Genomic DNA, 22108 nt, shown 5'->3' with positions numbered 1-22108 from the left:
CGGGGGGGGTGTTGCCCGCGGGGGGCCCCGCCCCCCCCCACCCGCGGGTGACGCGAATCGGGGGGGCCTTCACCCGGGGGGGGGGCGTGGAGGCGTTCCGCCTCATCGACGACAGCCACGCCCAGCTACTCGACGACCGGCGGACACTCCAGGCCGTGGAGAACGCCCTCCGCGACCTGGCGCCCACCACGGCGTCCGAACCCGACGCGGCGGTGTCCGGGCCCGGCGGCACGTTCATCGGGCCGCTGGCAGGTGAGCTCGGAATCCGTCCCGCGACGCTGCGCAAATGGGAGCGCGCCGGGCTGGTGCGCCCGCGCCGCGACCCGCTGACCGGGTACCGCGTCTACGACGAGGCCGACGTACGGGACGCCCGGCTGGCCCACCAGCTCAGGCGGGGCGGCTACTTGCTGGAGCAGATCGCCCCGCTGATCGCCCAGGTGCGGGCGGCCGGCGGGCTGGAACCGCTGGAGGCCGCACTGTGCGACTGGCGCGGCCGGCTGTCCGCCCGCGGGCGCGCGATGCTGACCGGGGCCGCCGAGCTGGAGGCGTACTTCCGCGAACGCGGATGAGGCTTCGGCCGCCGGCCGAAGAGAACCAGGTCACCAACGGTTCCGTCTCGGCTGAGCCCTACTCCTCATCGACCGCAGCCGGATCACGCAGGGGCCGCAGGCCACCGGGTCAGTTGTGACCTGCGCCTCCCCGCCGCCGGCGCGCGTCAGTCGACGAAGGCCTCCGGCACCGGGGGAAGTTGACGGCTCCCAGCAGTCGCTGCTGAGCCGGCACTCAGGCGGTGCGCCAGTATCCGAGGGCATTGACACGGTCCTTCGGCAGGCCCAGGTCCTTGCGTACATACGTGGTGAGGGCCCGGGTTGTCGTTGTGTCGCAGGCGATCCAGACGTAAGCGCCGGCCGTGTCATGGAGCAGGCCCGGCAGAGCGGTCTTCACCTCCTCGACCAGGTGGGCGCCGACGTCGCGGCGGGGGATCCTGAGCAGTTCGTGGTGGGCGGGGTTCAGCCGTAGCGGCAGGTTGCGGTCCGATTCATGCGTCGTCTCGAACCAGATGGTCGCGGGCACCTGCGGAAGCGCGTCGAGCAGGGAGTTGATCGCGGGGAGCGACGCCGGGTCGCCGACGACGAGGAGACGCGCCGGCTGTGGGTCGGGCGTGGCGAAGCCTGTGCCCTGGAGTGTCGCTTCGATCGTGTTGCCCGGCTGGGCCTTGCGCGCCCAGTCGCTCGCGCAACCGTCGTGCAGGGCGAACTCCAGGCTGAAGGTCCCGGCGGCGGGGTCGGGATCCACCAGGGTGTACGCGCGCTGATGCGGCTTGCCGCCGTTGTCGAACCAGACGCGCACCCACATGGTGGGGTGCACGCCGGTCAGTGCGAGCATTCCGCCGTCGCTGAAGTGCACCCGTCGGAAATGCTCAGTGATCTCCTCTGCCCCGGTCACGGTGAACTCGAAGTCCTTGCCGCGCATCAACTTGAGGACGACGCCCTCCCAGCCATGACCCACCACGCACTCCTCCCCACAGGCCCGGGATCGCCTCCCGAACATCCGCCCCATTAGATTAGGGCAGCCTAACCTAATGGGGTCGAGGAGCAGAGTGAGCGCAAAGATCTACCGGGCCCCTGGGGGATCCCGCGTCTGCGGGGCGGAGAACGCGGCCGAACTGGCCTTCGCGCCGGCCGACCCGAGCACCGGCGGATTGTCGTCGAGCCGGACGCCCGCAACGAGAAGGCCATCGAGCGGATGGTCCGGGCAGGTTTTGTCCTCGGGCCCGAGATCGACAAGCCGGAGAAGCGGGCGCGGCCGGCCTTCTCAGCCGCGACGCGGTCGGGCGCCGCGGCTGAGTCCTCCACACAGCCCGCCGGTCAGCCGGTCTCGTCGAGGAAGTCGGCCACCAGGTCGGCGAATTCGTCCGGAGCCACGATCCGGGTGCCCAGCTGCACGGCCTTCTCCCGCTTGGATCCGGCGTTCTCACCGGCCACGAGGAGTGAGGTGCGCTGGGAGACGCTGGAGGAGGACTTGCCGCCGGCCCGCTCGATGAGTTCGTTCATCTGGTTGCGGGAGAGCTTCTCCAGGGCTCCGGTCATGGCGCCGGTGACCACGACGGTCAGACCGTCCAGCGGGCCCGAGTCCGCGGCCGGCTCGATCTGCCCGTCGGCTTCCCCGCCTTCGGCGTCGGCGGCGTCGGCATCGGCATCGGCAGGCGGAGTCGCGCCGGGTTCGGTCATATTGACGCCCGCGGCAGTGAGGCGGTCGATGAGCGGAGCCAGTTCGGCAAGCTCGGCGACGACCACCTTGGCCTTCTCCACGCCGATGCCCTCGACCTGCTGCAGGGCTTCCGCGTCGGCGGCCCGTATGTGTTCCATGGTCGCGAAGTGGCGGGAGATACGGCGGGACATGGAGCGGCCCGTGCCGCGTACGCCGAGCGCGCAGAACACCCGTGACAGCGGTCGCGTCCTCGCTCCGTCGATGGCCGCCAGGAGATTGTCGGTGCTGGTCTCCCCCATCCGGTCCAGGTCCAGCAGCTGACCGCGGGTCAGCGTGAACAGATCGGCGAAGTCGGCGACGAGACCCGCCTCGACGAGCTGGACGACGCGGGTGACGCCGAGGCCCTCGATATCGAGCTGGTCGCGTCCTGCGGCGTACGAGACGGAGGCCACCAGGCGGCAGTTGCGGCCCCGCACACACCGCCAGCGCTGCCCGGAGGTGTCAATGTCGGAGCCGCACTGCGGGCACACCTCGGGGAAGACGATCGGCTGCTCGTCACCCGTGCGCAGATGGGCGACGGGCGCCTCGATGCGGGGGATGATGTCGCCCGCCTTGTAGACCATCACCTGGTCGCCGATGCGCAGGCCGCGGCGGGTGATGTCGGCGGGGTTGTGAAGGGTGGCGTAGCTGACGGTCGATCCGTCGATCTCCACCGGCCGCAGTACGGCGCGTGGCGCGATGACCCCGGTGCGCCCCACATTCCACTCGACGCCGAGCAGGGTGGTGACCTTCTCCACCGCCGGCAGCTTGTACGCGATGGCCCACCGCGGCGCCCGGGAGCCGGAGCCTGCCGCGGCCTGGTCGGCGGCGCGATCCGCCTTGATGACGATGCCATCGATACCGAACGGCAGCTCCGGGCGGAGTGCGGCGATCTCGTCGATGCGCGCCTGGACCTCGTCGACCGTCTTCAGTGTGCGGGGCGCGACGGCGGTGGTCCCGGCGGTGTGCACGCCGAGTCCCGCGACGTAGGTCATGAGCTCGCTGTGCGGCCACTCCCCCATCCGCTCGGCGAGGTCCGCGTCGGAGGCCGGCAGGGGCAGCACGCCGTAGCCGAAGAAGGTCATCTCCACTGTGTATTGGCGGTCCTTGGCGCGCAGTGTGCCGGCCGCGCCGTTGCGCGGATTGGCGAACGGGGCTCCGCCGTGCTCCGTGCGTACCGTATTGGCGTGCTCGAACTGCTCGGTGGTCATGAGGACTTCGCCGCGCACCTCGAGCGTGACCGGCTCGGCGAGCCGGTCGGGCAGGCCGATGATGGTGCCGACCGCGTGCGAGACGTCCTCTCCCGCGCTCCCGTCGCCGCGTGTGATCAGCCGGGCGAGTCGGCCGTTCTCATAGCGGGCGGCTATCGCGAGGCCGTCCAGCTTGGCCTCGACACTCCACTGCTCGACCGGCCGGCCGATCCGGCGCTCCACCGAGGCGGTCCAGGACAGCAGCTGTTCGGCGGAGAAGACGTTGTCCAGCGACAGCATCGGCACCGTGTGCGGCACATCCCCGACCGCCGCTCCGCCGGCGACCTTCCCGGTCGGCGAGGCCGCCGACATCTCGTCGGGATGAGTCTCTTCGTAGGCGGCGATGCCGCGCACCAGACGGTCGTACGCGTCGTCGTCCAGGGTGCTCTCGCCTGTCGCGTAGTAGGCGGCAGCGGCCTCGGTGGCGGTCCCGACCGCCTCTGTGTACGCGGCGGCGTCGGCGAGAGTGGCGGCAGCGGCCTGAACGGCAGGTGAAGTCGTCATGGCTCTCATAGTGCCGCCCACCACTGACAATGCCCCCGGCCCGCGCGTTCGGCGGCGCCCGGGCGGCTTCGCCTCGATTGCCCTGAGGCGGTTCCGCGGCTGTCGGCCGCCTCGAGAGATCCGTGCGTCACCTAGGGATGGTCCCCGATGCCCGCGCCGAGGGCGTTCGTCTACGGTCGCGAGAGTGCGGAGCTTTTCGGCCGGCCGGCCCTTCCGCACCGAACTCGTTCGTTACGGAGAACCCGATGAAGGCAATCGTCCAGGACCGGTACGGCTCACCAGACGTCTTGGAACTCAGGGAGCTCGACAAGCCGGTGCCCGCCGCCAGAGAGGTTCTCGTACGCGTCCACGCGGCGGCGGTCAACGCGCGCGACTGGCACGTCATGCGCGGCGACCCGTACATCGCGCGCCTGATGCTCCCCTCCGTGTTCGGGCTCGGCGGGCCCAAGAGACGGATACGAGGCAGGGACTTCGCGGGCCGGGTGGAAGCGGTCGGCGCAGACGTGACACGGTTCCGTCCTGGTGATGAGGTGTACGGCGACCTCGGCAACGCCGACGGATCATTTGCCGAGTACGTGTGCGCCCCGGACGAGATGGTGGAGCCGAAACCGGCCAACCTGACCTTCGAGCAGGCGGCTGCGGTGCCGCTGGCGGGCAACACCGCCCTCATGGGCCTGCGCGACGTCGGGCAAGTACAACCGGGACAGCACGTCCTGGTCAACGGCGCGTCAGGAGGCGTGGGAACGTTCGCCGTACAGATCGCCAAGTCGTTCGGCACGGAAGTTACCGGCGTGTGCAGCACCAGAAACGTGGACCTGGTCCGGTCGCTCGGCGCGGACCACGTCATCGACTACACACAGGAGGATTTCGCCCGGAACGGACGGCGGTACGACGTCGTGTTCGACCTGGTGGGGAACCGTTCACTGGCCGAATGCCGACGCGCGCTGACACCCGCGGGGACGCTCGTCATGTCCGGCGGAGGCGTGTCCGGCGGCGGCAGTCCTGTCGGGCCGATGGGTCTCCTCATCAGGGGGCAGGCGCTGTCACCCTTCGTCCGCCATCGGCTGCTCGCACTCACGGAGTCGCCGGGCAGGGAGAACCTGGCGGCGCTGAGGGAGCTCGCCGAATCGGGAAAGGTCACCCCGGTCATCGACCGGACATACCCGTTGAGCCAGGTACCCGAGGCCATCCGGTACCTCGAAGTGGAGCACGCGCGCGCAAAGGTCGTCATCACCGTGTGAGGCGATGGATGTCATGCCGCAGTAGTCAGCTGCCTGACAGCTTCTCCTGCAGCCAGTCGAAGACGACCTCGCAGTGCTGCTGCGGGGCCATCGGGGAACAGTGCAACTGCGCGCCGGTGGCCGTGGTGAGCTTCACGTAGTCCTTGGGTGCCGTCAGCTTGTCGAACATCTGGCGCGGCTGGCCGGGATAGAACTGCTCGTAGTCGTAGTCGAGGACAAGCGTGGGCATCTTGATGCGGGCCACGACGTTCGTGATGTCCAGCGACTCGATGAGTTTGGCGGGGGTGTAGAAGTCGGTGAACATCTTGCCCTTGCGGGCGTCGAGCATCGCCGGCACGGAGAAGGGCTCGATGCGCTTCTTCATCGTCGCGGCCGCGGACGGAGGCAGCTCGGGGACGACCTCCTTGTTCCAGATGTTGTTGGTCTCCTCCTTGTCCGGGGTGAGGATCTTGCGGAGCTCCGGAGGAAAGCCCAGCCAGGGCGCCAGCACGCCGGGCATCGCCACCAGAGCGGCGATCCTGTTCTCGAAGGCCGCGGCCCGGGGGGCCAGATCCCCGGCCATGCTCAGCCCGGTCAGGGCGATCCTGCCCGTGTCCACGTCCGAGCGGGCGGCCAGCCAGTCGACGAGCGGCGTGACCACGGTCTCCCAGCGCGGCGTGAAGATCACCTGGTCCACGAAGAGCAACTGCCCCTGGCCGGGCCCGTCGTACACGAGCGCGTTCCAGCCGCGCTCCAGAGCGGCCGCGACGCCGTAGGTCCACATGTCGACGTTCTGTCCGTCGCTGCCGTTCGTGACGATCACGGTGGGGCGCCGCCCGCCGGAGTCGTCCGGCCGGAAGAGCCACACAGGCAGCGGGGTCTTCCCGTACGGGACGTTCGCCGTCACTGGTGCCGGGTCGCACAGCTCGCAGAACTTGTCCCAGGCGCCGCGCCCGGCTTTGTACAGCTGCTCCTCGCTGCCGGGGTCGTCGGAGCCGAGGACGAAGAACAGTGCCTGGCCGTAGTACTGCGCGGCCCGCAGCGCGCGGAAGCGTGTGGTCTCCGTCCCGGGCTTGCTGCCCTGGGGCGCCGCCATCAGCTGATCGCCGAGTTTCTTGAAGGTCTCGGTGTACGTCTGCGCGGAGAGGCCGGCCTTGTTGATCGCGTTCACGGCGGTGAGCACCTCGCCCACCTCACCGGCGCCGTAACCGGACGAGCCGAGCGCGAGGAGCCCGTTGAAGTTGAGGGCCGGGTCCTTGAAGAGCGTCATCACCCCGGGCGTGGGACCGCCCGCCGGGGCGGAGGCCGACGCCGGGCGACTTGGAGTGCCCGCATTCGCGGGCGACGCGCCCGACGGGGTGCACCCAGCGGCAAGCACGGTCCCGACCCCACCGGCGAGCCCTGCAAGAGCGGTGCGGCGGGTGGGGCCGGATGCGCGATCACTCGATACGTTCGTCATGCCGGCCGAACGTACGACTCGCGCCTCCCGGCCACTCTCCGCGACACCCGCCGTTCCCCCGAACGGCGCTTCACACAGTCCCTGGGTGCCTCAACGGCGCGGAGGCAGGTGCCCCGGCCCCACGCCGACCTGACGGAGTCCTACCGGGCGCCGAACTGCTGGGCGGCCGCGCGCAGGCGCTTGCCCCGCCTGCCCGTCACCGACTTGACCGGGATCAGCACCAGCCACCAGAACTTCGCGCCCGCCGGGGAGACGAAGGCGAGCGGCACGGCGGCGGCGAAGACCAGCACCGTCGACGCCAGATCGGCCACATCGTTGCGCGCGACGGGATCGGGCAGCGCCGCGCTGCCCAGCCACGGGCGCTTCCACACTGCGATGGTCAGCGCGAGCTGTGTGGCCCCCATGGCCGCGACAGCGCCGGAGTAGACGGCCACCGCCTGCGACAGGTCCCCGTACTCGGCAAGCAGGGTGGTAGGGAAGGGCATCAGAGCGACCAGCCCCAGGCTCAGCAGCCCGAGCCTGATGACTGTCCCATCCACCTCCCGCGTGTACCGGAAGATCTGGTGGTGGCCCCGCCAGAACGCCGCGATGACCAGAAAGCTGAGGGCGTACGCCCACACGTTGGGCACCACATCCCCCAGCGCGTGCTCGAAACCGGCGGGGTCCAGCCCGGTGGGCAGCGTGATGTCCAGCGCCAGCAGCGTCATCGCGATGGCGAACACGCCGTCCGACAGCGCGAGGAGTCGGGCCGCGCTCCCCTCGTCGTCCCGCACTCGCTGGTGGCCGTTCACAACCGCCCACCCTAGGGTCGAATGTTCCGGAATGCTCCAATTTATCCCTCGAACGTGCTGAGCCGCCCTCCGCTTTCGCGCCCGTTGAAGCGGATTACCGCGCCTTCCGGATGTGCAGATGGCCGTCGAGGGGGAACGGGGGGTGTGGCGGCAGCGTCGACTCGTAGACGTATCCACATTTCTCGGCGACGCGGCAGGAGGCGGCGTTGTCCACCTGATGGAGCAGTTCCAGGCACTGAAGCCCGTCGTCGGCGAAGGTGTCGAAGGCCCAGACCGTGACCGCCTCGAGGGCGCGCGGGGCCACACCGCGGCCCCGGGCTTCGGCCACGGTCCAGTAGCCGACTTCACCGGACGACTCGGCGCGATCGGCTCGTTTGACCGCCACATTGGCCACGAGCCTGCCTTCGCCACTGTCGCCGTCGTCCCGTTCCTCGAGCACGGCGAAGCCGAGATAGTCCCCCGCGTCCCAGCCCCGCTGTCGGACGTCCAGCCACCGCAAGGCGTCATCGTGGCTCTCCACCGGCACACTGGTGAACCTCCGCAGGGCGGGATCGCGGTACGCCTCGAGCAGTGCCGCCAAGTCCTCTTCATGCCATGGGCGCATGAGCATGGCGGGTGCGGACGACGTGGCGGGCACGCGCAGGGCAACGGTCATCGAAGTCTCCCCCTCGTACGATCTGCGCCTGATCATCCCTCAGCGTTCCTGGTCACGCAGGGCGATGCCGCACCAAGCCCGGTCCGGACGACGTAAGACTTTCGTCATCGTGCTCAGCCCTTCCGGCCGGCTCGTCCTGACGTTGAATTGAGGCGGGGCCGGGGCAGGCCCGGTCGGGACCAGCGATGACAGGAGACGACAGTGGGGCGCATACGGAAGTGGCTCGGCAGACCGTGGGGTGTGGCAGCGCTGGTCGTCGGTCTGGCAGTGGCCGGTGTGGGGCTGTACTGGTTCCAGCCGTGGAAACTGTGGGCGGACGAGACCGTGAAGGACGCGATCCCCACGGCGTCCGGCACCCCGGCGCCTGCGACGCCGCGGACGCTGGCTTCCGGCGAGCTGATCAGCCATGAGCACCGTACGCGTGGCTCGGTGAAGGTACTGCAGCTGGCCGATGGGACGCGCACGCTCAGGCTGGAGAACCTCGATACGAGCAACGGCCCCGATCTGCGGGTGTGGATCACCGATGCCGCGGTGAAGGACGGCACCGCCGGCTGGCGCGTCTTCGACGACGGGAAGTACGTCAGCCTGGGCAAGCTCAAGGGAAACAAGGGGGACCAGAACTACGCCCTGCCCGCCGGTCTGGATCTGAAGCAGTACACCAGCGTCAGCATCTGGTGCGACCGGTTCGACGTCTCCTTCGGCGCGGCCGCGCTCGCACGTACCTGATCCCGCTCCGTACCTGATCCCACTCCGTACCGGATTCCGCCCTGTAGTTGATTCCGCTCAGGGCCGCTGTCCACCGGAGCTGCTGGGCTGCTGTACGACCCACGTACGGGCAGCCGCCCCTCAGAACGGAAGCACTCTCCCCGACGGGGTCCGCAGGTCGAGATCGCGGGCGGGCTTGCCCCGCACCTGTTTGCGGATTTGGATCTGCGGAGCCTTGGCCATCGCACTCACCCTCTCAGGCCGCAGCGTTGCACAACAGGCTCCAGCCTTGCTCGGGCCGGGATACAACGGTGTGCGCGGCGGCCCGGGGCAATCGGACGGCCTGTGACATATGACAGAGGCACCACCGTATCGAGTGTTGCCAAATCCCTTACGGGCCCTCGCTCCCTGTGCAACAGTCGTAACAGGTCCACTGATTCGGACCTGGCAGTGGCCGCGCCTGTATCGGAGTACGACATGCCGTCCCATGTGTTCGCGGACCGTCCCGCCCCGCAGCCGCCCGAGCGCGGCACCGTCGACGCGCTGATCTCTCAGACGCGCCGGCTGCGTGGCGACGTGGACGCCGTGCGACGGGACGCCGTGGTGGACGATGGCGACCCGCAGGGGCGGTGGCAGCGGGCCCTGTGCGACCTGGCGGTGCACCATCTCGACGATCTCGGCACCCACCTGGGACAGCTCAAGGAAGGGCTGCCGGAGGAAGCCGTCGATGCCTTCGAGGACGAGCTCGCCGAATTCGAGGCGGACCACGCCCAGCGCACCGGTTCGCTGCTCAGCCGCGTCGGCAGCGCCGAGTGGAATCTCCTGACCGACGAGGTCAACTGGTCCGACGAGCTGTACCAGATCCTCGGCCGCTCCCCGGAGAGCGGCCCCATGTCCCTGGACGAACTGCCGGCCATCGTGTTCGCGGAGGACCAGGCGCTGCTGACCGCGCTGGTGACGGACTGCCTCGTCGACGGCCGCCCCATCGACGGCGAATTCCGCATGGTCCGGGCCGACGGGCGGGTCCGTACGGTGCACATGATGGGCGAGCCCGTACTGGACGCCGACGGCTCCACCGCCTCCATGTGGGCCGTGCTCCGGGACGTGAGCGAGCTGCGCCGCAGCCAGCGCGCGGTGAGTGAGACCCGTGACTCGCTGCAGCGCCGGCAGCACTTCGTACAGACCGAGCGCCGGCTCGCGGTCGAACTGCAGGAAGCTGTACTTCCGCCCTGGCGCGGTTCCCTGCAGTTCCCGCTCGACGGACCCACCGCATTGGACGTCTCCGCGCACTGTCTGCCGTCCACGAACAGCGCGCTGATCGGCGGCGACTGGTACGACGCGATCCAACTGCCGGGCGGCGATTCACTGTTGAGCGTCGGCGACCTCACCGGGCACGGTGTGACCGCGACCTCGACGACGGCGATGCTGCTCGGCGCCCTGCGCGGAATGGCCGTGGCCGGGATCCGGCCCGGGCCGCTGATGGCGCATCTCAATCACTTGCTGGAGACCTCGGTCCAGCCCGCCCTGGGCAGTGCGGTGTGCTGCCGCTACAACCCGGCCGGACGGACCCTCACCTGGGCGCAGGCAGGACACCCCGCCCCCCTGCTGTTCCGCAACGGGACGGGGCGTGCGCTGACGCCGCCCGACGGAGTGCTGCTCGGAGCGACGTCCGCCGCCACGTACGAGCAGGCCGAGGTGCAGCTGCTCCCCGGCGATCTGCTGATCCTGCACACCGACGGGCTGACGCGCACGAGCGCTGCCGAGGAAGGTGACACGGACCGGCTGCTCGCGCTGGCACCGCGGTTCAGCGAGGCCCGTGACGCACAGGAGTGCGTACGGACGGTCGTCGAGGAGTTCGGTGAGAACGACCGCGAGCACGACGCCTGTGTGATGGTCGCGAGGATCGGCGCGTAGAACGCGCCTACCGGCTCTCGGCAGAACTGCTTCCTGGTGGTTGGGCGCGCCTGGATCGCTTGAACCGACCCATGCTGCTGGATCTATGGTGGTCCGCTGGAAGTAGTTCTCTAGATCCCGACGCTCCTCGACCTCTTCGAGGGGCTGTTGGGCAGGGCCAGCTGGATTTCCTCGCGCAGGTCCTGGATCCTCGGGTAGCCCGCGTAGTGCCCGGTCAGCCGGTACATCTCCCGCAGCCTGTCCCACGTCCGGTGCGAGGAGGTCTCCCCCATCGAGACGAGCGCCAACCTGGCGTAACGGTCGGCCTGTTCGGGGTCGTCGGCGATGAAGCACGCCGACGCCAACGAGATGTAGTCGAAGATCTTTGAGCGCTGGCGGCCGCCCTCGCGCAGCTCCAGCGCCTGTTTGGCGTGGTTCTGCGCGGTGTTGGCCGCAGTCGGATCGTGCTCGGCGAGGGTGCGGTACGCCAGTGCCTCCATGCCGTGCAGATCCGCCTCGTCGAACATCTGCATCCAACTGGGGGGCGGTACATCGCCCTTGTCGGATACGAACAGGTCCTCGGCCTCGCCGAGGGTGCGGCGCATGGCCTGACCGCGGCCCATGGAGGCCTGTGCCCAGGCTTCGATGGTGTGCAGCATCGCCTGGGTGCGCGGCAGGGTCTGTTCCCCGGAGCCGGACTTGGCGAGCTTCATCAGGTCCAGGGCGTCGTCAGGACGGCCCAGGTGGACCATCTGGCGGGCGGCCCTGGAGAGCGCTTCGCCGGCGCGCGGGCGGTCGCCGCCCTCGCGCGCCGCGTGGGCGGCGATGACGAAGTACTTCTGGGCGGTGGGTTCGAGGCCGACGTCGTGGGACATCCAGCCGGCGAGTACGGCAAGGTTGGCGGCAACGCCCCACAGGCGCCGCTGGAGATGGTCGGGGTGTCGGTAGGCGAGCATGCCGCCCACTTCGTTGAGCTGTCCCACAACGGCCTTGCGCTGGAGCCCGCCGCCACGGGCGGCGTCCCAGGCGCGGAACACTTCGACGGAACGCTCCAGTGCCTCGATCTCCTGCGACCCGATGGGGGCGGCCTCATAGCGGTCGTACCCAGCGGGGTCGGCGTGCAGGGGACTGTCGATACGGGGTGCGTCCTGAGCGAGTGCGGGGTCGGTGTGCAGCCAGTCGTGCATGGCGCTGCTGAGTGCGGAGCCTGCGGCGAGCGCGGCGCCCGCGCCCACCAGGCCGCGTCGGTTGAGCATGAGGTCCATTCCCGTGAATTCGGTGAGGACCGCCGCCGTCCGTTCCGGCGCCCACGGAAGGCCGTCAGGGTTGTCAGCTCCCTGGACGTCCCGCCGTCTACCCGCTCGCCCGATCCGTACGAACCCGAGGTCCTCGATGGTCACGACACGACCGAGTCGCTCGGTGAACAGAGCTGCCAGCACTCGCGGCACGGGATCGCGCGGGGACTCCCCCATGTCGATCCAACGCCGCACCCGCGAGGTGTCGGTCGCCAGCTGAGGGTGGCCCATGGCCGCCGCCTGCCGGTTCACGAGTCTCGCGAGCTCCCCCTTCGACCAGCCGGCCAGGCCGAACAAGTCGTAGAGGCGGGTGTTGGGTTCTCCGGTCACGTCAAGCCCCCAGGTTCTCGGCTGAGTTGACAGTAACCCCCTGTCAGATGCCTGGCGACTATTCGCCAGGGTTCGCCAGGGTGCGCCAGATGGTGTGCCACCCGCGGCCGGGTGTCACGTAGGAACGCGCCACCTCGGCCCGGCAGCCGGACGCATTCCCCAGGGTGCCGATCGGTTGCCGGGGCGGGGCCGCGTACGCAACTTGTCGGCACGCGAAGGGATCTGTAACCCGCATGTACACAGCATCGTCCTCCGTGTCCGCTCCGCCCCGGCCGCAGCGCTCCTCCGCTGTCCCGGCCGGCACCGGACCGTATCTCGACCCCACCCACGCCGGCCGGGTTCAACGGCCGGCGGGGATGGTCGGCCAACCCCTCAGCGGGAGAATCGACTTGTCCGGCCCTCAGGGCGCGCAGCTGCGGATGGCGATCGCGGCGGTGCACCGGATCTGCCCGGAGTTCAATCCGGTTCAGGTGCTGCGCCGGAGCGGACGTTCCGTACTGCTCGTCGGAACCACAGGACGCACCACGGCCGTTGCCAAATGCTTACTGGACCACTCGCCCGTCTGGGCCGAGCGGTTCCGCTACGAAATAGCTGCCTATCGCGCCTTCGTCCGGCACCGCCCACCGGTGCGGGCCCCGCGGCTGATCGCCGCGGATCCCGACAACTGCACACTGGTGATCGAGCGGATGCCGGGCCGGGCGGCGGCCCTTGCACGGCACCCGGCCGAGGCTCCGCCCCGTGCCGATGTACGGGCCGCCCTCGGCGCGATCGCGCGCCTCAACGCCTGGCGGCCGCCGGCCGGGATGTTCGACGCCCCGCTCGACTACGCGCCCCGGATCTCGCGCTATCACGAGCTGGGCCTGTTCACCGACCGTGACCTCGGCGATCTGCAGAAACTCCTGCACGGTCTCGCGCACGCGGGCGGACGGCAGGGGATGGGGCAGTTCTGTCACGGCGATGCGCTGCTCTCCAACATCCTGCTGTCGCCTGCGGGTCCCGTGCTGGTCGACTGGGAGCACGCCGGCTGGTATCTGCCCGGCTACGACCTGGCGACGCTGTGGTCGGTGCTGGGTGATGCACCGGTGGCGCGTCGGCAGATCAGCCAGCTGGCGCAGCAGGCGGGAACGGCTGCGCGGGACGCGTTCCTGGTGAATCTGATGCTGGTGCTGACACGGGAGATCCGCACCTACGAGACGGCTGTGCAGCGGACGATGCGCGAGGCGGCACCTGCGGGTGCCGGTCATGTGCCGCCCGGTGGACTGTCGGCCGGTGAGGAACAGCGGCTGCTGCTGCGGCGGCTGCACGACGACTGCGCGCTGGCACGGCGGGCTGTGCGCGCTGCGGTCGGCACCCGCTGACCGGCCACCGCAAGGGGGAAGTGCGCTACGCGCCCAGTGCCGACACACTGGGCGCGTAGCGCACTGTGGTGCTCGGGTGGTTGAGGAACGTGGCCAGAGGGTGTGGCAATCGTCAGGTGCCTGCCCGACTTCGTGACCCCACGCCGGGATGGTCGAACTCTCCTTCCGTATACGGATATTGGTCCAGGCCACTGACGCCCCGCAGGCCCGCGGCCCCTCACCGCGAAACTCCACGGCACCCGCGCTGACGTGCGAAATCCTTGCGGCTGAGCATGATTGACGGATCGTCCGGGAGCCGATACCCCTGTAGTCGGGTCCGACCTCGCAGGCCCCGTCGCGCACCATTCGTCCCTGGAGGCTGCCTTGCAAGGATCCGCCCCCGCACGACTGAGAGGCGCCCGTCGCCGCATGCTGAGGGCAGGGGGCGCGGTGGCCTCCGCCGCCCTGCTGCTGCCACTGGTCTCGGCCGGCCCGTCCGCCACGGCGGAGCGGCCCTCGTCCGGCGCTCTGCAGCACGACTTCGCCGCGGCGGCCGCCCAGTACGGTGTGCCGCAGAGCGTGCTGCTCGGCGTTTCCTATCTGCAGTCCCGCTGGGATACGCACGGCGGTGCGGCGAGCGTCACCGGCGGTTACGGGCCGATGCATCTGACCGATGCCAGGACGGCGCTCGCCGAGGCGCCGCACCATTCGGACGGCACCGAGGACGCGCGCGGCGACGAGGCGCGTCCGGCCCGTACGGTCACCGAGGCCGCTCTGCCCAGGGCGTCCGAACTCCCGGCCCGGCTGAGGACCTTGGACCGTGCGGTCGAGCTCTCCGGGATCTCCGCCGAGCAGCTGCGCGACAGTCCGTCCGCCAATGTGCGCGGCGGTGCGGCTCTGCTCGCCGACGCGCAGAAGAAGCTGGGCCTGCCGTTGAGCGAGAACCCAGCCGAATGGTTCGGCGCGGTGGCGCGGTTCTCCGGCGCCGACGACACTGCGACCGCCAGGACGTACGCCAACGATGTCTTCGACGTGATCCGCACGGGCCAGACGCGCGTCACCGACAGCGGGCAGCGGGTCGCGCTCGCGGCCGACCCGGCTGCGGCCCCCGACCCTGCGCAGGCGGCACGGCTCGGGCTGCGCACGGCTGACGCGAAGAAGACCGAGTGCCCTCGGACGGTGGCCTGCGAGTGGATCCCCGCGCCGTACGAGGAGTTCGGCGACGGCGACTACGGCAACCACGACCTGGCGGACCGGCCCGCGTCCCAGTCGGTGAAGTACATCGTCATCCATGACACGGAGGGCTCCTGGGACACCACTCTGAAGCTGGTGCAGGACCCGACGTATGTCTCCTGGCAGTACACCCTGCGCTCCTCGGACGGGCACGTCGCCCAGCACGTGCCGCTCAAGGACGTGGCCTGGCACGCCGGCAACTGGTATGTGAACGCCAAGTCGGTGGGCCTGGAGCACGAGGGCTTCCTGGTTTCGCCGGACGCCTGGTACACGGAGGCGATGTACCGCTCGTCCGCCCGGCTGGTGAAGTATCTGTCGAAGCGGTACGACATCCCGTTGGACCGCCGGCACATCCTCGGTCACGACAATGTGCCGGGCACGACCGCCGCGACCATCCGCGGGATGCACACCGACCCGGGCCCGTACTGGGACTGGTCCCACTACTTCCAGCTGCTCGGCAACCCCCTCAGGCGGACCGCCGGACCGGCGAGTGGTGTGGTGACCATCCGCCCCGACTACCTGAGCAACCAGCCGGTGTACACGGGCTGCGCGACTGCCGGACAGGCGTGTGTGCCGCATGGGTCGGGCGCGGTCCGGCTGCACATCGCGCCCGCCGAGGACGCCCCGCTCGTCAAGGACATCGGTCTGCGTCCGGGCGGACAGGACTCCACGATCGACGTCAATGACACCGGCGCCCGTGCCTCGACCGGCCAGCAGTACGCGGTCGCCGGGCGCCAGGGCGACTGGACGGCGATCTGGTACCTGGGCCAGCAGGCCTGGTTCCACAACCCGCGCAAGCAGCCGACGGCGGTCGGCGCACGGGGCCGGGTGCTCACGCCGAAGGAGGGCGTGGCGGAGATTCCGGTGTACGGGCGGGCCTATCCGGAGCCGGCGGCGTACCCCACCGATGTGCCGGTGCAGCCGATCTCCCCACTGCCGTACAAGCTTCTCGCCGGCCAGCGGTACGTGGTCGGTGACCGGACTTTGGGCGAGTACCTGTACGCGACGACGTTCGACACCGCCGGGCACCGGGTGGTGCGCGGCACGGAGGCGTACTACGAGATCCAGTTCGGGCACCGGGTCGCCTTTGTGAAGGCGACCGACGTGCGCGTACTGAAGTAGCCGCGGTGCGCCACCGTTCGTGGGGTCCGGTGGCGCACCGTCCTCTCTTTTGCGGGCTTGTGTGACTAATTGCCGTGGAGCGTGGGCCGTACGGGCGACGGGTAGGGCTGGGCCGTCCACCTCCGGTCCGCGCTCTCGCACGCGGATGCTCACCGAAAGGCCCTGGCGCACATGGCACAGCCCTTCGTACTGCCGGACTTCTACGTTCCGTATCCGGCGCGGCTCAATCCGCATCTCGAGGCGGCACGACGGCACACCAAGGAGTGGGCGCATCGGATGAAGATGCTGGAGGGTTCCGGCATCTGGGAGGAGAGCGACCTCGACGCGCACGACTACGCCCTGCTGTGCTCGTACACCCATCCCGACTGCGACGCCGACGCGCTCTCCCTGGTGACCGACTGGTATGTGTGGGTCTTCTTCTTCGACGACCACTTCCTGGAGATCTTCAAGCGCAGTCAGGACCGCGACGGTGGGAAGGCATATCTGGACCGGCTGCCGGCCTTCATGCCGATGGATCTTTCGGCGGGTACGCCCGAGCCCACCAACCCGGTCGAGGCGGGTCTCGCCGATCTGTGGGCGCGGACCGTGCCCAGCATGTCCGACGGCTGGCGGGGCCGGTTCGCCGAGGCCACCGAGAATCTGCTGAACGAGTCCCTCTGGGAACTGTCCAACATCAACGAGGGGCGCATCGCCAACCCCGTCGAGTACATCGAGATGCGCCGCAAGGTGGGTGGCGCTCCCTGGTCGGCATGTCTTGTGGAGTGCGTGGCGCGGGCCGAGGTCCCGGAGTCCGTCGCGGACTCCCGGCCGCTGCGGGTCCTGCGGGACGCCTTCTCGGACGGTGTGCATCTGCGCAACGACCTCTTCTCGTACCAGCGCGAGGTCGAGGCCGAGGGCGAGAACAGCAATGGCGTACTGGTACTGGAGACCTTTCTGGGCTGTACGACCCAGGAGGCGGCCGAGGCGGTCAATGATCTGCTGACCTCACGGCTGCTGCAGTTCGAGAACACCTTCTTCACCGAACTGGGGCCGCTCTGCGCCGAGATGGGCCTCGATCCGGCGGGGACCGCCGCTGTGCTGGCCTATGTGAAGGGTCTGCAGGACTGGCAGTCCGGCGGCCATGAGTGGCACATGCGCTCCAGCCGCTATATGAACGAGGACGCACACACCGGCCCAGGGCTCCCGGGGGGCGCCTCCGGGATGGCCGCGGCGTCCATCCGGCTCACTCCGCGCGCGGAGGCCGCCCGGTGGCGCAGCCTCACCCATCTGCCGCACCAGCGGGTGGGGCCGTCCCAACTGCCGGAATTCTTTATGCCGTTCAAGACGACGCTCAGTCCTCATCTGGAGGGCTCCCGGGTCCGGACGGTCGAGTGGGCCCGCCGGATGGGCATGCTGGAAGCTCAGCCGGGACTGCCCGGTTCGCACGTCTGGGACGAGCGGAAGGCGGCGGGCTTCGACTTCCCGCTCTGCGCGGCGGGGCTCCACCCGGAAGCGACGCCCGAAGAGCTCGATCTGTCGTCGGCCTGGCTGACCTGGGGCACGTACGGGGACGATCTCTTCCCCGCGGCGTACGGACGCTCCCGCGATCTGGCCGGGGCGCGGGCCGCCAACGAGCGGCTCTCGTTGTTCATGCCGGTGGACGGCTCACCGGCACCGGCCCCCTCCAGCGCGATGGAACGCGGTCTTCACGATCTGTGGCAGCGCACGGCGGGCCCGATGTCCGCGAAGGACCGCCGCACCTTCCGTGAGTCTGTGGAGATCATGACGGCATCCTGGCTGTGGGAGCTGGCCAATCAGGCACAGCACCGCATCCCTGATCCGGTGGACTACATCGAGATGCGACGTCACACCTTCGGCGCCGAGATGACGACGAGGCTGTGCCGGATCCGGCACGGCGAACGGGTGCCCGAGGAGATCTATCTCAGCGGTCCCGTCCGCTCGCTGGAGAACGCCGCCATGGACCAGGCCACGCTCCTCAACGATCTCTTCTCTTACCAGAAGGAGATCGAGTACGAGGGCGAGGTGCACAACGCGGTCCTGGTCGTGCAGAACTTCTTCGGCGTCGACTACCCGACGGGAGTGTCGATCGTCGGCGATCTGATGAACTCGCGGATGCGGCAGTTCCAGCACGTCGCCGCGCATGAGCTGCCGCAGCTCTACGACGACCTCGGCCTGGACGACGAGACCCGGGGGATCCTGGACGGCTATGTCCACGAGCTGGAGAACTGGATGTCCGGGATCCTGACCTGGCACCGCGGCTGCAGGCGCTATCGCGAGGAGGATCTGCGGGCCGGACATGCCGCTCCGTGGCGACTGAACGGCCCCTCCGGACTGGGCACTTCGGCGGCCCGTGCCCTGACGCTGTTCGCCCGGATGCCTGCCGTCAGGACGTAGCGCGTACAGCACAGAGCACGGTCGGAACACAGCATGGCCAGAACACGGCACCGTCAGAACGCAGCACCGGCCGTTGCGGCCCACCGTGCGCACGATCGCGGCGGGCCGTGCCGCCGGACCGGGGGCGGCTGCCTGGGGTTCTCAGCCCTGCTGGAACAGCTCCGCGGGCAGCGGCTTGAGCAGTGCGTACAGATCGTCCGTGATCGGCCGGTCCCAGCTGGCGATGGTGACCAGGACATTGTCGCTGCGGTCGAACTGGACGCAGGAGATACGGCTTTCGGAGAGCTTGAGGCGCCGCACGATCAGCAGGTTGTCGCCCTGCATCACCGGCATGTCCTCGACGTCCACCACATCGACGGGCTCGTCGTTCTCCAGCGCGAGCAGCAGCTGCGCCACCTCGAAGGGGATCTCGCCCTCTTCGATGTCGCGGGCCGGCGAGCCCTCCGGCAGATTGCCGATGATCATCGCGGGGCCGCGGCCGCCGAACAGGTCGTACCGCAGGAAGACGCCCTGGCAGGTGCCGTCGGGAGCGGGAAGGAGCCCGGCGCCGAGATTGCCGGGCCAGTCCCCCGGGTCCATGGCCAGGACATCGAAGTCCGGGCCCGCGGGGGTGGCGGCGCTGCGGCGGCGGAGGAAGGACATACCGCCATGGTACGTGTCCGGGCGGGCCCGGCCGAGCCGGGGCCCGGTGCCTCTTGGACGCCGTCTGTCACCGTGCACGAGAGCCGTCCAGGGTGTCGGCGAGACCGTCGCCGAGGGCCTCCGCCAGGCCCGCCGCATCGGTGCCCACCTTGCGGTAGACGGCGGAGAGCAACCTGGTCACGGCCTGCTCGTCGACGTGGAGGGTGGCCGCCACAGCGGCGGTGTCGCGTCCCTTGACCGTCAGCACGGCCGCGGTCCGTTCGCGGGCGGTGAGGGCGTCGGTCTCGATGGCACGCAGCTGCCGCGGCCGCAACCCGGCGGCGGCGAGTTCGTCACGGGCCGTGTCCGCGAGCCCGTCCGCGCCGCACTGCCCGGCCGCGTCGAGACCCCGGTAGAGGTGCTCGGCGGCTTCCTGCGGACGACCGGTACGGCGCAGGTGCGTACCGAGGTCGACGAGGGCGCGGGCCAGTTCGTACGCGGCGGGTGAGCGCTCCAGCCGGAACACGGCCTCTTCGAGGAAGGCGGTGCGTTCGGTGCCGCCGGAGACTTCGGCGGCGACGCGCAACGCCTGGCCGATCGCCGAGGCCGTGGCGAACCTGCGGGCGCGGTCCACCGATTCGAGGGCGGTCTCTCGGGCACGTTCCGGAGCGTCGTGCGCCTCCGCGAGGGCGAGGTGGAGCTGCCAGGGGCACCAGGCGGGGTTGCGCATTCCACGCGGGTCGAGCCGTCGGCCGGCCGCGGCGAGTTCCACGGCCGCCTCCTTCGGGCGGCCGCAGGCGAGCAGCAGTTCGCCGTACACGGTCTGGGAGTCGGGGAAGGTCACAGCCGCGGGGAAGGGTTCGCCGAAGCCGTGGTCCTGTGCGACCCGTACGGCCTCGTCGGTACGTCCCCGGGCGAGCAGGACCTCGACGAGCGTGCCGAGCGCGTACCACTCGACGGGTGTACGGGGACCAACCCGTTCGGCGAGCCGCAGCCCGGCCCGTACGAAGTCCTCCGCCTCCGCCAGACGTCCGCGCCGGAAGCGGATGTAGGCGAGGAGGGTGTATGCGAACGAGAGGTGCGCGCCGCGCCAGCCCTGGCGTTCGAACTCCGCGGTGCCGACCGCGAACAACTCCTCGGCACGGCCCGGGCGGTCGGCGTAGAGAAAGGTGAGGGCGACCAGGACGGGAACTTCGAAGCCGCGGTCCTCGGCGGCCCAGCCCAGTCCGCCGTCGAGGGCGCGTTCGGCGTGGCGGAGGGCGACGGAGGCGGGTTCGGCGCGCAGCATGGCGTCCCAGCCGCGGAGGCCGATGATGTAGCGCTCGGTGAGGTCTCGGCCGGTGAGCCGGTCGGCGAGGCGGGCCAGCCGCCTGGAGCGGGCGGGCGAGTCGGGCTCGTCGGCGCGGAAGGCGTCCCACATGAACTTCTCCGCCTGCATACGCAGCCGGGCGCGCGGGTCGGTGGTGAGGCGGGCTTCGCGGGCCAGCGTGTCGGAGGCCTCACCGAGGCGGTCGCTGTGGGCGAGGACCTGGGAGAGGCGGTAGACGATGCCCTGGCGCAGGTCGGGGTCGGCGATGGGCTCTTCGAGGGCCGCGCGCAGATGGTTGACGGTGGTGGCGGGTTCGGTGAGCAGGGAGGCGCAGCCGAGTTCGTACAGGACGGCGGCTCGGTCCTCGAAGGGCGGGGGTTCGCGCAGGGCGCGCGCGAGATGGCGGCGGGCGGCGTCGGGAGCTCCGGCGCGCAGGGTCTCGCGGGCGGCCTGGCGCAGTTGGTGGACGACCCAGGGGTCGCCTTCGGGGTGGGTCTCCATGAGGTGCCGGGCTGCTGCGGTGGAGCCGAGTCCGGCGTCGACGACGGACCAGGCGGCCTGGCCGTGCAGGGCGACTCGCACGGCATCGGGGATGGCGCGGTAGACGGCGGTGGCGATCAGAGGGTGGACGAATTCGAGGGTGTCGGAGCCGGTGAGGATGCGGGCGTCGCGCAGCCGGTCGGCGGCGTCGGCGGCCGTTTCGCTGCCGAGGCCTGCGACGGCGGCGGCGAGGGCGGGCGGGATTTCGGTGCCGAGTACGGCGCCGGCCCAGGCGAGACGCACGGTGGAGGTGCCGAGGCGGTCCAGGCGGGTGACGAGTCCGCTGCCTTTGACGGCGGCGGCGAGGTCGCGCAGGAGGTGGGCACCGGCCTCGTTGGGTTCGAGTCCCCGGTCGTGGACTTTGGCCGTGAGTTCGACCGCTTCGAAGGGGTTGCCCGCGGTCACGGCCCAGCATTCACGGCAGAACGCGTCGTCGGCGTGGGCGCCGAGCCGGTCGCGTACGAGCCGGCCGACGGCCGGTGCCGTGAGGGGTTCGAGGTCGATGGGACGGTGTCCGGCCCGGCCGGGGAGTCCGCGGAACTGCTGGGCGTGGTCGGGGAGTTCCTCGGGTCGGTAGGCGACGACGAGAAGCATCGGCAGTTCTTCGGCGCGCGGCGCGAAGGCGGCGAGCCAGCTCAGCGACTCCGGGTCGGCCCAGTGTGCGTCGTCGAGGACGAGGACGAGCGGGGCGCGCTGGACGGCGAGATGGGTGAGGACCCAGTCGAGGCCGTCGCGCAGACCCTGCGGGTCGGGCGGGGCGCCCGCCTCCGCGGTGCACAGGCCGAGTGCGGGGCCGACGATGGCGTACCAACTCCCCAGCCGCAGACGGAGTGCGGTGTCGGAGGAGCCGGCGAGCTGCGGCTGGATGAGCTGGCGGGCGACATGGAAGGCGACGCGCTGTTCCTGGTCGCCGCCGCGCGCGGAGAGCACGGTGCAGCCCTTTGCGGCAGCGCGGCGGCGGACCTCGGTCAGGAGGGTCGTCTTACCGAGCCCCGCGTGGCCCGCAAAGGCGAGCAGTGCGCCGCGCGGGCGCTCGGGAGGATCCGCGTCCTCCGGATGGAGGCCGACCAGCTCGCTCAATGCTTCGTCAACAGCGGCCAGTTCGGCTTCGCGCTCGAAGAGCCGACGCCTGTTTCTGCCGGCGCGTCGCGTCATGGTGCACCCCCACGGCCGGGGCGTGCGTCCGGCGCGGCAAGGGGG

General features: G+C 70.2%; 15 protein-coding genes and 2 pseudogenes. 8 read left to right on the top strand and 9 right to left on the bottom strand.

What is annotated here, in order from left to right; all coding sequences use genetic code 11:
- Nucleotides 1-89: 89 nt before the first annotated feature.
- Nucleotides 90-569, top strand: a pseudogene (locus ACFWDI_RS03560) (MerR family transcriptional regulator); the annotation flags it as partial.
- A 214-nt stretch (nt 570-783) separates the two neighbouring features.
- Here the strand turns inward: ACFWDI_RS03560 and ACFWDI_RS03555 are convergent.
- Complete coding sequence (locus ACFWDI_RS03555) at nt 784-1509, bottom strand: siderophore-interacting protein (RefSeq protein WP_385301074.1); 726 nt, start codon at nt 1507-1509, stop codon at nt 784-786.
- 123 nt (nt 1510-1632) lie between these two features.
- On the opposite strand from ACFWDI_RS03555, the pseudogene ACFWDI_RS03550 reads away from it, so the two are divergent.
- Nucleotides 1633-1773, top strand: a pseudogene (locus tag ACFWDI_RS03550) (GNAT family N-acetyltransferase); the annotation flags it as partial.
- 95 nt (nt 1774-1868) lie between these two features.
- Here ACFWDI_RS03550 and ligA read toward each other — a convergent pair.
- Nucleotides 1869-4004, bottom strand: a complete 2136-nt coding sequence (ligA, locus tag ACFWDI_RS03545; protein ID WP_385301073.1) for an NAD-dependent DNA ligase LigA — start codon at nt 4002-4004, stop codon at nt 1869-1871.
- A 245-nt stretch (nt 4005-4249) separates the two neighbouring features.
- On the opposite strand from ligA, the gene ACFWDI_RS03540 reads away from it, so the two are divergent.
- Nucleotides 4250-5245: an NAD(P)-dependent alcohol dehydrogenase gene (locus tag ACFWDI_RS03540; RefSeq protein WP_385301071.1), complete on the top strand. Its 996-nt coding sequence runs from the start codon at nt 4250-4252 to the stop codon at nt 5243-5245.
- A 25-nt stretch (nt 5246-5270) separates the two neighbouring features.
- Here the strand turns inward: ACFWDI_RS03540 and ACFWDI_RS03535 are convergent, their stop codons facing one another.
- The 3 genes from ACFWDI_RS03535 to ACFWDI_RS03525 all read right to left on the bottom strand — a co-directional run bounded on the left by ACFWDI_RS03535 (nt 5271) and on the right by ACFWDI_RS03525 (nt 8129).
- Nucleotides 5271-6494: an alpha/beta hydrolase family protein gene (locus tag ACFWDI_RS03535; RefSeq protein WP_385301070.1), complete on the bottom strand. Its 1224-nt coding sequence runs from the start codon at nt 6492-6494 to the stop codon at nt 5271-5273.
- Nucleotides 6495-6823: 329 nt separating this feature from the next.
- Nucleotides 6824-7474, bottom strand: coding sequence for a TMEM175 family protein (locus ACFWDI_RS03530; RefSeq protein ID WP_385301069.1), 651 nt, complete (start codon nt 7472-7474; stop codon nt 6824-6826).
- A 94-nt stretch (nt 7475-7568) separates the two neighbouring features.
- Nucleotides 7569-8129, bottom strand: a complete 561-nt coding sequence (locus ACFWDI_RS03525) for a GNAT family N-acetyltransferase (RefSeq protein WP_385301068.1) — start codon at nt 8127-8129, stop codon at nt 7569-7571.
- Nucleotides 8130-8330: 201 nt separating this feature from the next.
- Between ACFWDI_RS03525 and ACFWDI_RS03520 the strand changes: the two genes are divergently transcribed.
- Nucleotides 8331-8855: a DM13 domain-containing protein gene (locus tag ACFWDI_RS03520; RefSeq protein ID WP_385301067.1), complete on the top strand. Its 525-nt coding sequence runs from the start codon at nt 8331-8333 to the stop codon at nt 8853-8855.
- A 235-nt stretch (nt 8856-9090) separates the two neighbouring features.
- Here the strand turns inward: ACFWDI_RS03520 and ACFWDI_RS03515 are convergent, their stop codons facing one another.
- Complete coding sequence (locus ACFWDI_RS03515) at nt 9091-9186, bottom strand: DUF5999 family protein (RefSeq protein WP_385301066.1); 96 nt, start codon at nt 9184-9186, stop codon at nt 9091-9093.
- 125 nt (nt 9187-9311) lie between these two features.
- Between ACFWDI_RS03515 and ACFWDI_RS03510 the strand changes: the two genes are divergently transcribed.
- Entirely contained in the window at nt 9312-10748 is a 1437-nt protein-coding gene (locus ACFWDI_RS03510; RefSeq protein ID WP_385301064.1) for a PP2C family protein-serine/threonine phosphatase, read from the top strand.
- A gap of 110 nt (nt 10749-10858) precedes the next feature.
- On the opposite strand, the gene ACFWDI_RS03505 is transcribed toward ACFWDI_RS03510, so the two are convergent.
- Complete coding sequence (locus tag ACFWDI_RS03505; protein WP_385301063.1) at nt 10859-12352, bottom strand: hypothetical protein; 1494 nt, start codon at nt 12350-12352, stop codon at nt 10859-10861.
- A 233-nt stretch (nt 12353-12585) separates the two neighbouring features.
- Here ACFWDI_RS03505 and ACFWDI_RS03500 point away from each other — a divergent pair, with 233 nt between their 5' ends.
- The 3 genes from ACFWDI_RS03500 (at nt 12586) to ACFWDI_RS03490 (ending at nt 18438) form a co-directional block, all read left to right on the top strand.
- Nucleotides 12586-13710, top strand: a complete 1125-nt coding sequence (locus tag ACFWDI_RS03500) for an aminoglycoside phosphotransferase family protein (RefSeq protein ID WP_385301062.1) — start codon at nt 12586-12588, stop codon at nt 13708-13710.
- 408 nt (nt 13711-14118) lie between these two features.
- On the top strand, nt 14119-16044 hold the full coding sequence (locus ACFWDI_RS03495) for an N-acetylmuramoyl-L-alanine amidase (protein WP_385301060.1): 1926 nt from the start codon (nt 14119-14121) through the stop codon (nt 16042-16044).
- Between the two features lie 171 nt (nt 16045-16215).
- Complete coding sequence (locus ACFWDI_RS03490; RefSeq protein WP_385301058.1) at nt 16216-18438, top strand: germacradienol/geosmin synthase; 2223 nt, start codon at nt 16216-16218, stop codon at nt 18436-18438.
- A gap of 141 nt (nt 18439-18579) precedes the next feature.
- On the opposite strand, the gene ACFWDI_RS03485 is transcribed toward ACFWDI_RS03490, so the two are convergent.
- Together ACFWDI_RS03485 and ACFWDI_RS03480 are read right to left on the bottom strand one after the other, a co-directional pair.
- On the bottom strand, nt 18580-19080 hold the full coding sequence (locus ACFWDI_RS03485) for a hypothetical protein (RefSeq protein WP_327321566.1): 501 nt from the start codon (nt 19078-19080) through the stop codon (nt 18580-18582).
- A 67-nt stretch (nt 19081-19147) separates the two neighbouring features.
- Nucleotides 19148-22063 carry an ATP-binding protein gene (locus ACFWDI_RS03480; RefSeq protein WP_385301057.1) on the bottom strand — a complete coding sequence of 972 codons (2916 nt, stop codon included), beginning with the start codon at nt 22061-22063 and terminating at the stop codon, nt 19148-19150.
- Between the last annotated feature and the right edge of the window lie 45 nt (nt 22064-22108).

The sequence above is a fragment of the Streptomyces sp. NPDC060064 genome, from assembly GCF_042736455.1.
Taxonomy (GTDB): domain Bacteria; phylum Actinomycetota; class Actinomycetes; order Streptomycetales; family Streptomycetaceae; genus Streptomyces.
This window is presented reverse-complemented; position numbering and strand designations above follow the sequence as displayed.

Bases quoted from the DNA above. Each gene is read 5' to 3' on its own strand.
- ligA (WP_385301073.1), bottom strand. From the start codon at position 4,004: ATGACGACTTCACCTGCCGTTCAGGCCGCTGCCGCCACTCTCGCCGAC.
- ACFWDI_RS03540 (WP_385301071.1), top strand. From the start codon at position 4,250: ATGAAGGCAATCGTCCAGGACCGGTACGGCTCACCAGACGTCTTGGAA.
- ACFWDI_RS03535 (WP_385301070.1), bottom strand. From the start codon at position 6,494: ATGACGCTCTTCAAGGACCCGGCCCTCAACTTCAACGGGCTCCTCGCG.
- ACFWDI_RS03525 (WP_385301068.1), bottom strand. From the start codon at position 8,129: ATGACCGTTGCCCTGCGCGTGCCCGCCACGTCGTCCGCACCCGCCATG.
- ACFWDI_RS03515 (WP_385301066.1), bottom strand. From the start codon at position 9,186: ATGTCACAGGCCGTCCGATTGCCCCGGGCCGCCGCGCACACCGTTGTA.
- ACFWDI_RS03510 (WP_385301064.1), top strand. From the start codon at position 9,312: ATGCCGTCCCATGTGTTCGCGGACCGTCCCGCCCCGCAGCCGCCCGAG.
- ACFWDI_RS03500 (WP_385301062.1), top strand. From the start codon at position 12,586: ATGTACACAGCATCGTCCTCCGTGTCCGCTCCGCCCCGGCCGCAGCGC.
- ACFWDI_RS03495 (WP_385301060.1), top strand. From the start codon at position 14,119: ATGCTGAGGGCAGGGGGCGCGGTGGCCTCCGCCGCCCTGCTGCTGCCA.
- ACFWDI_RS03490 (WP_385301058.1), top strand. From the start codon at position 16,216: ATGGCACAGCCCTTCGTACTGCCGGACTTCTACGTTCCGTATCCGGCG.
- ACFWDI_RS03485 (WP_327321566.1), bottom strand. From the start codon at position 19,080: ATGTCCTTCCTCCGCCGCCGCAGCGCCGCCACCCCCGCGGGCCCGGAC.
- ACFWDI_RS03480 (WP_385301057.1), bottom strand. From the start codon at position 22,063: ATGACGCGACGCGCCGGCAGAAACAGGCGTCGGCTCTTCGAGCGCGAA.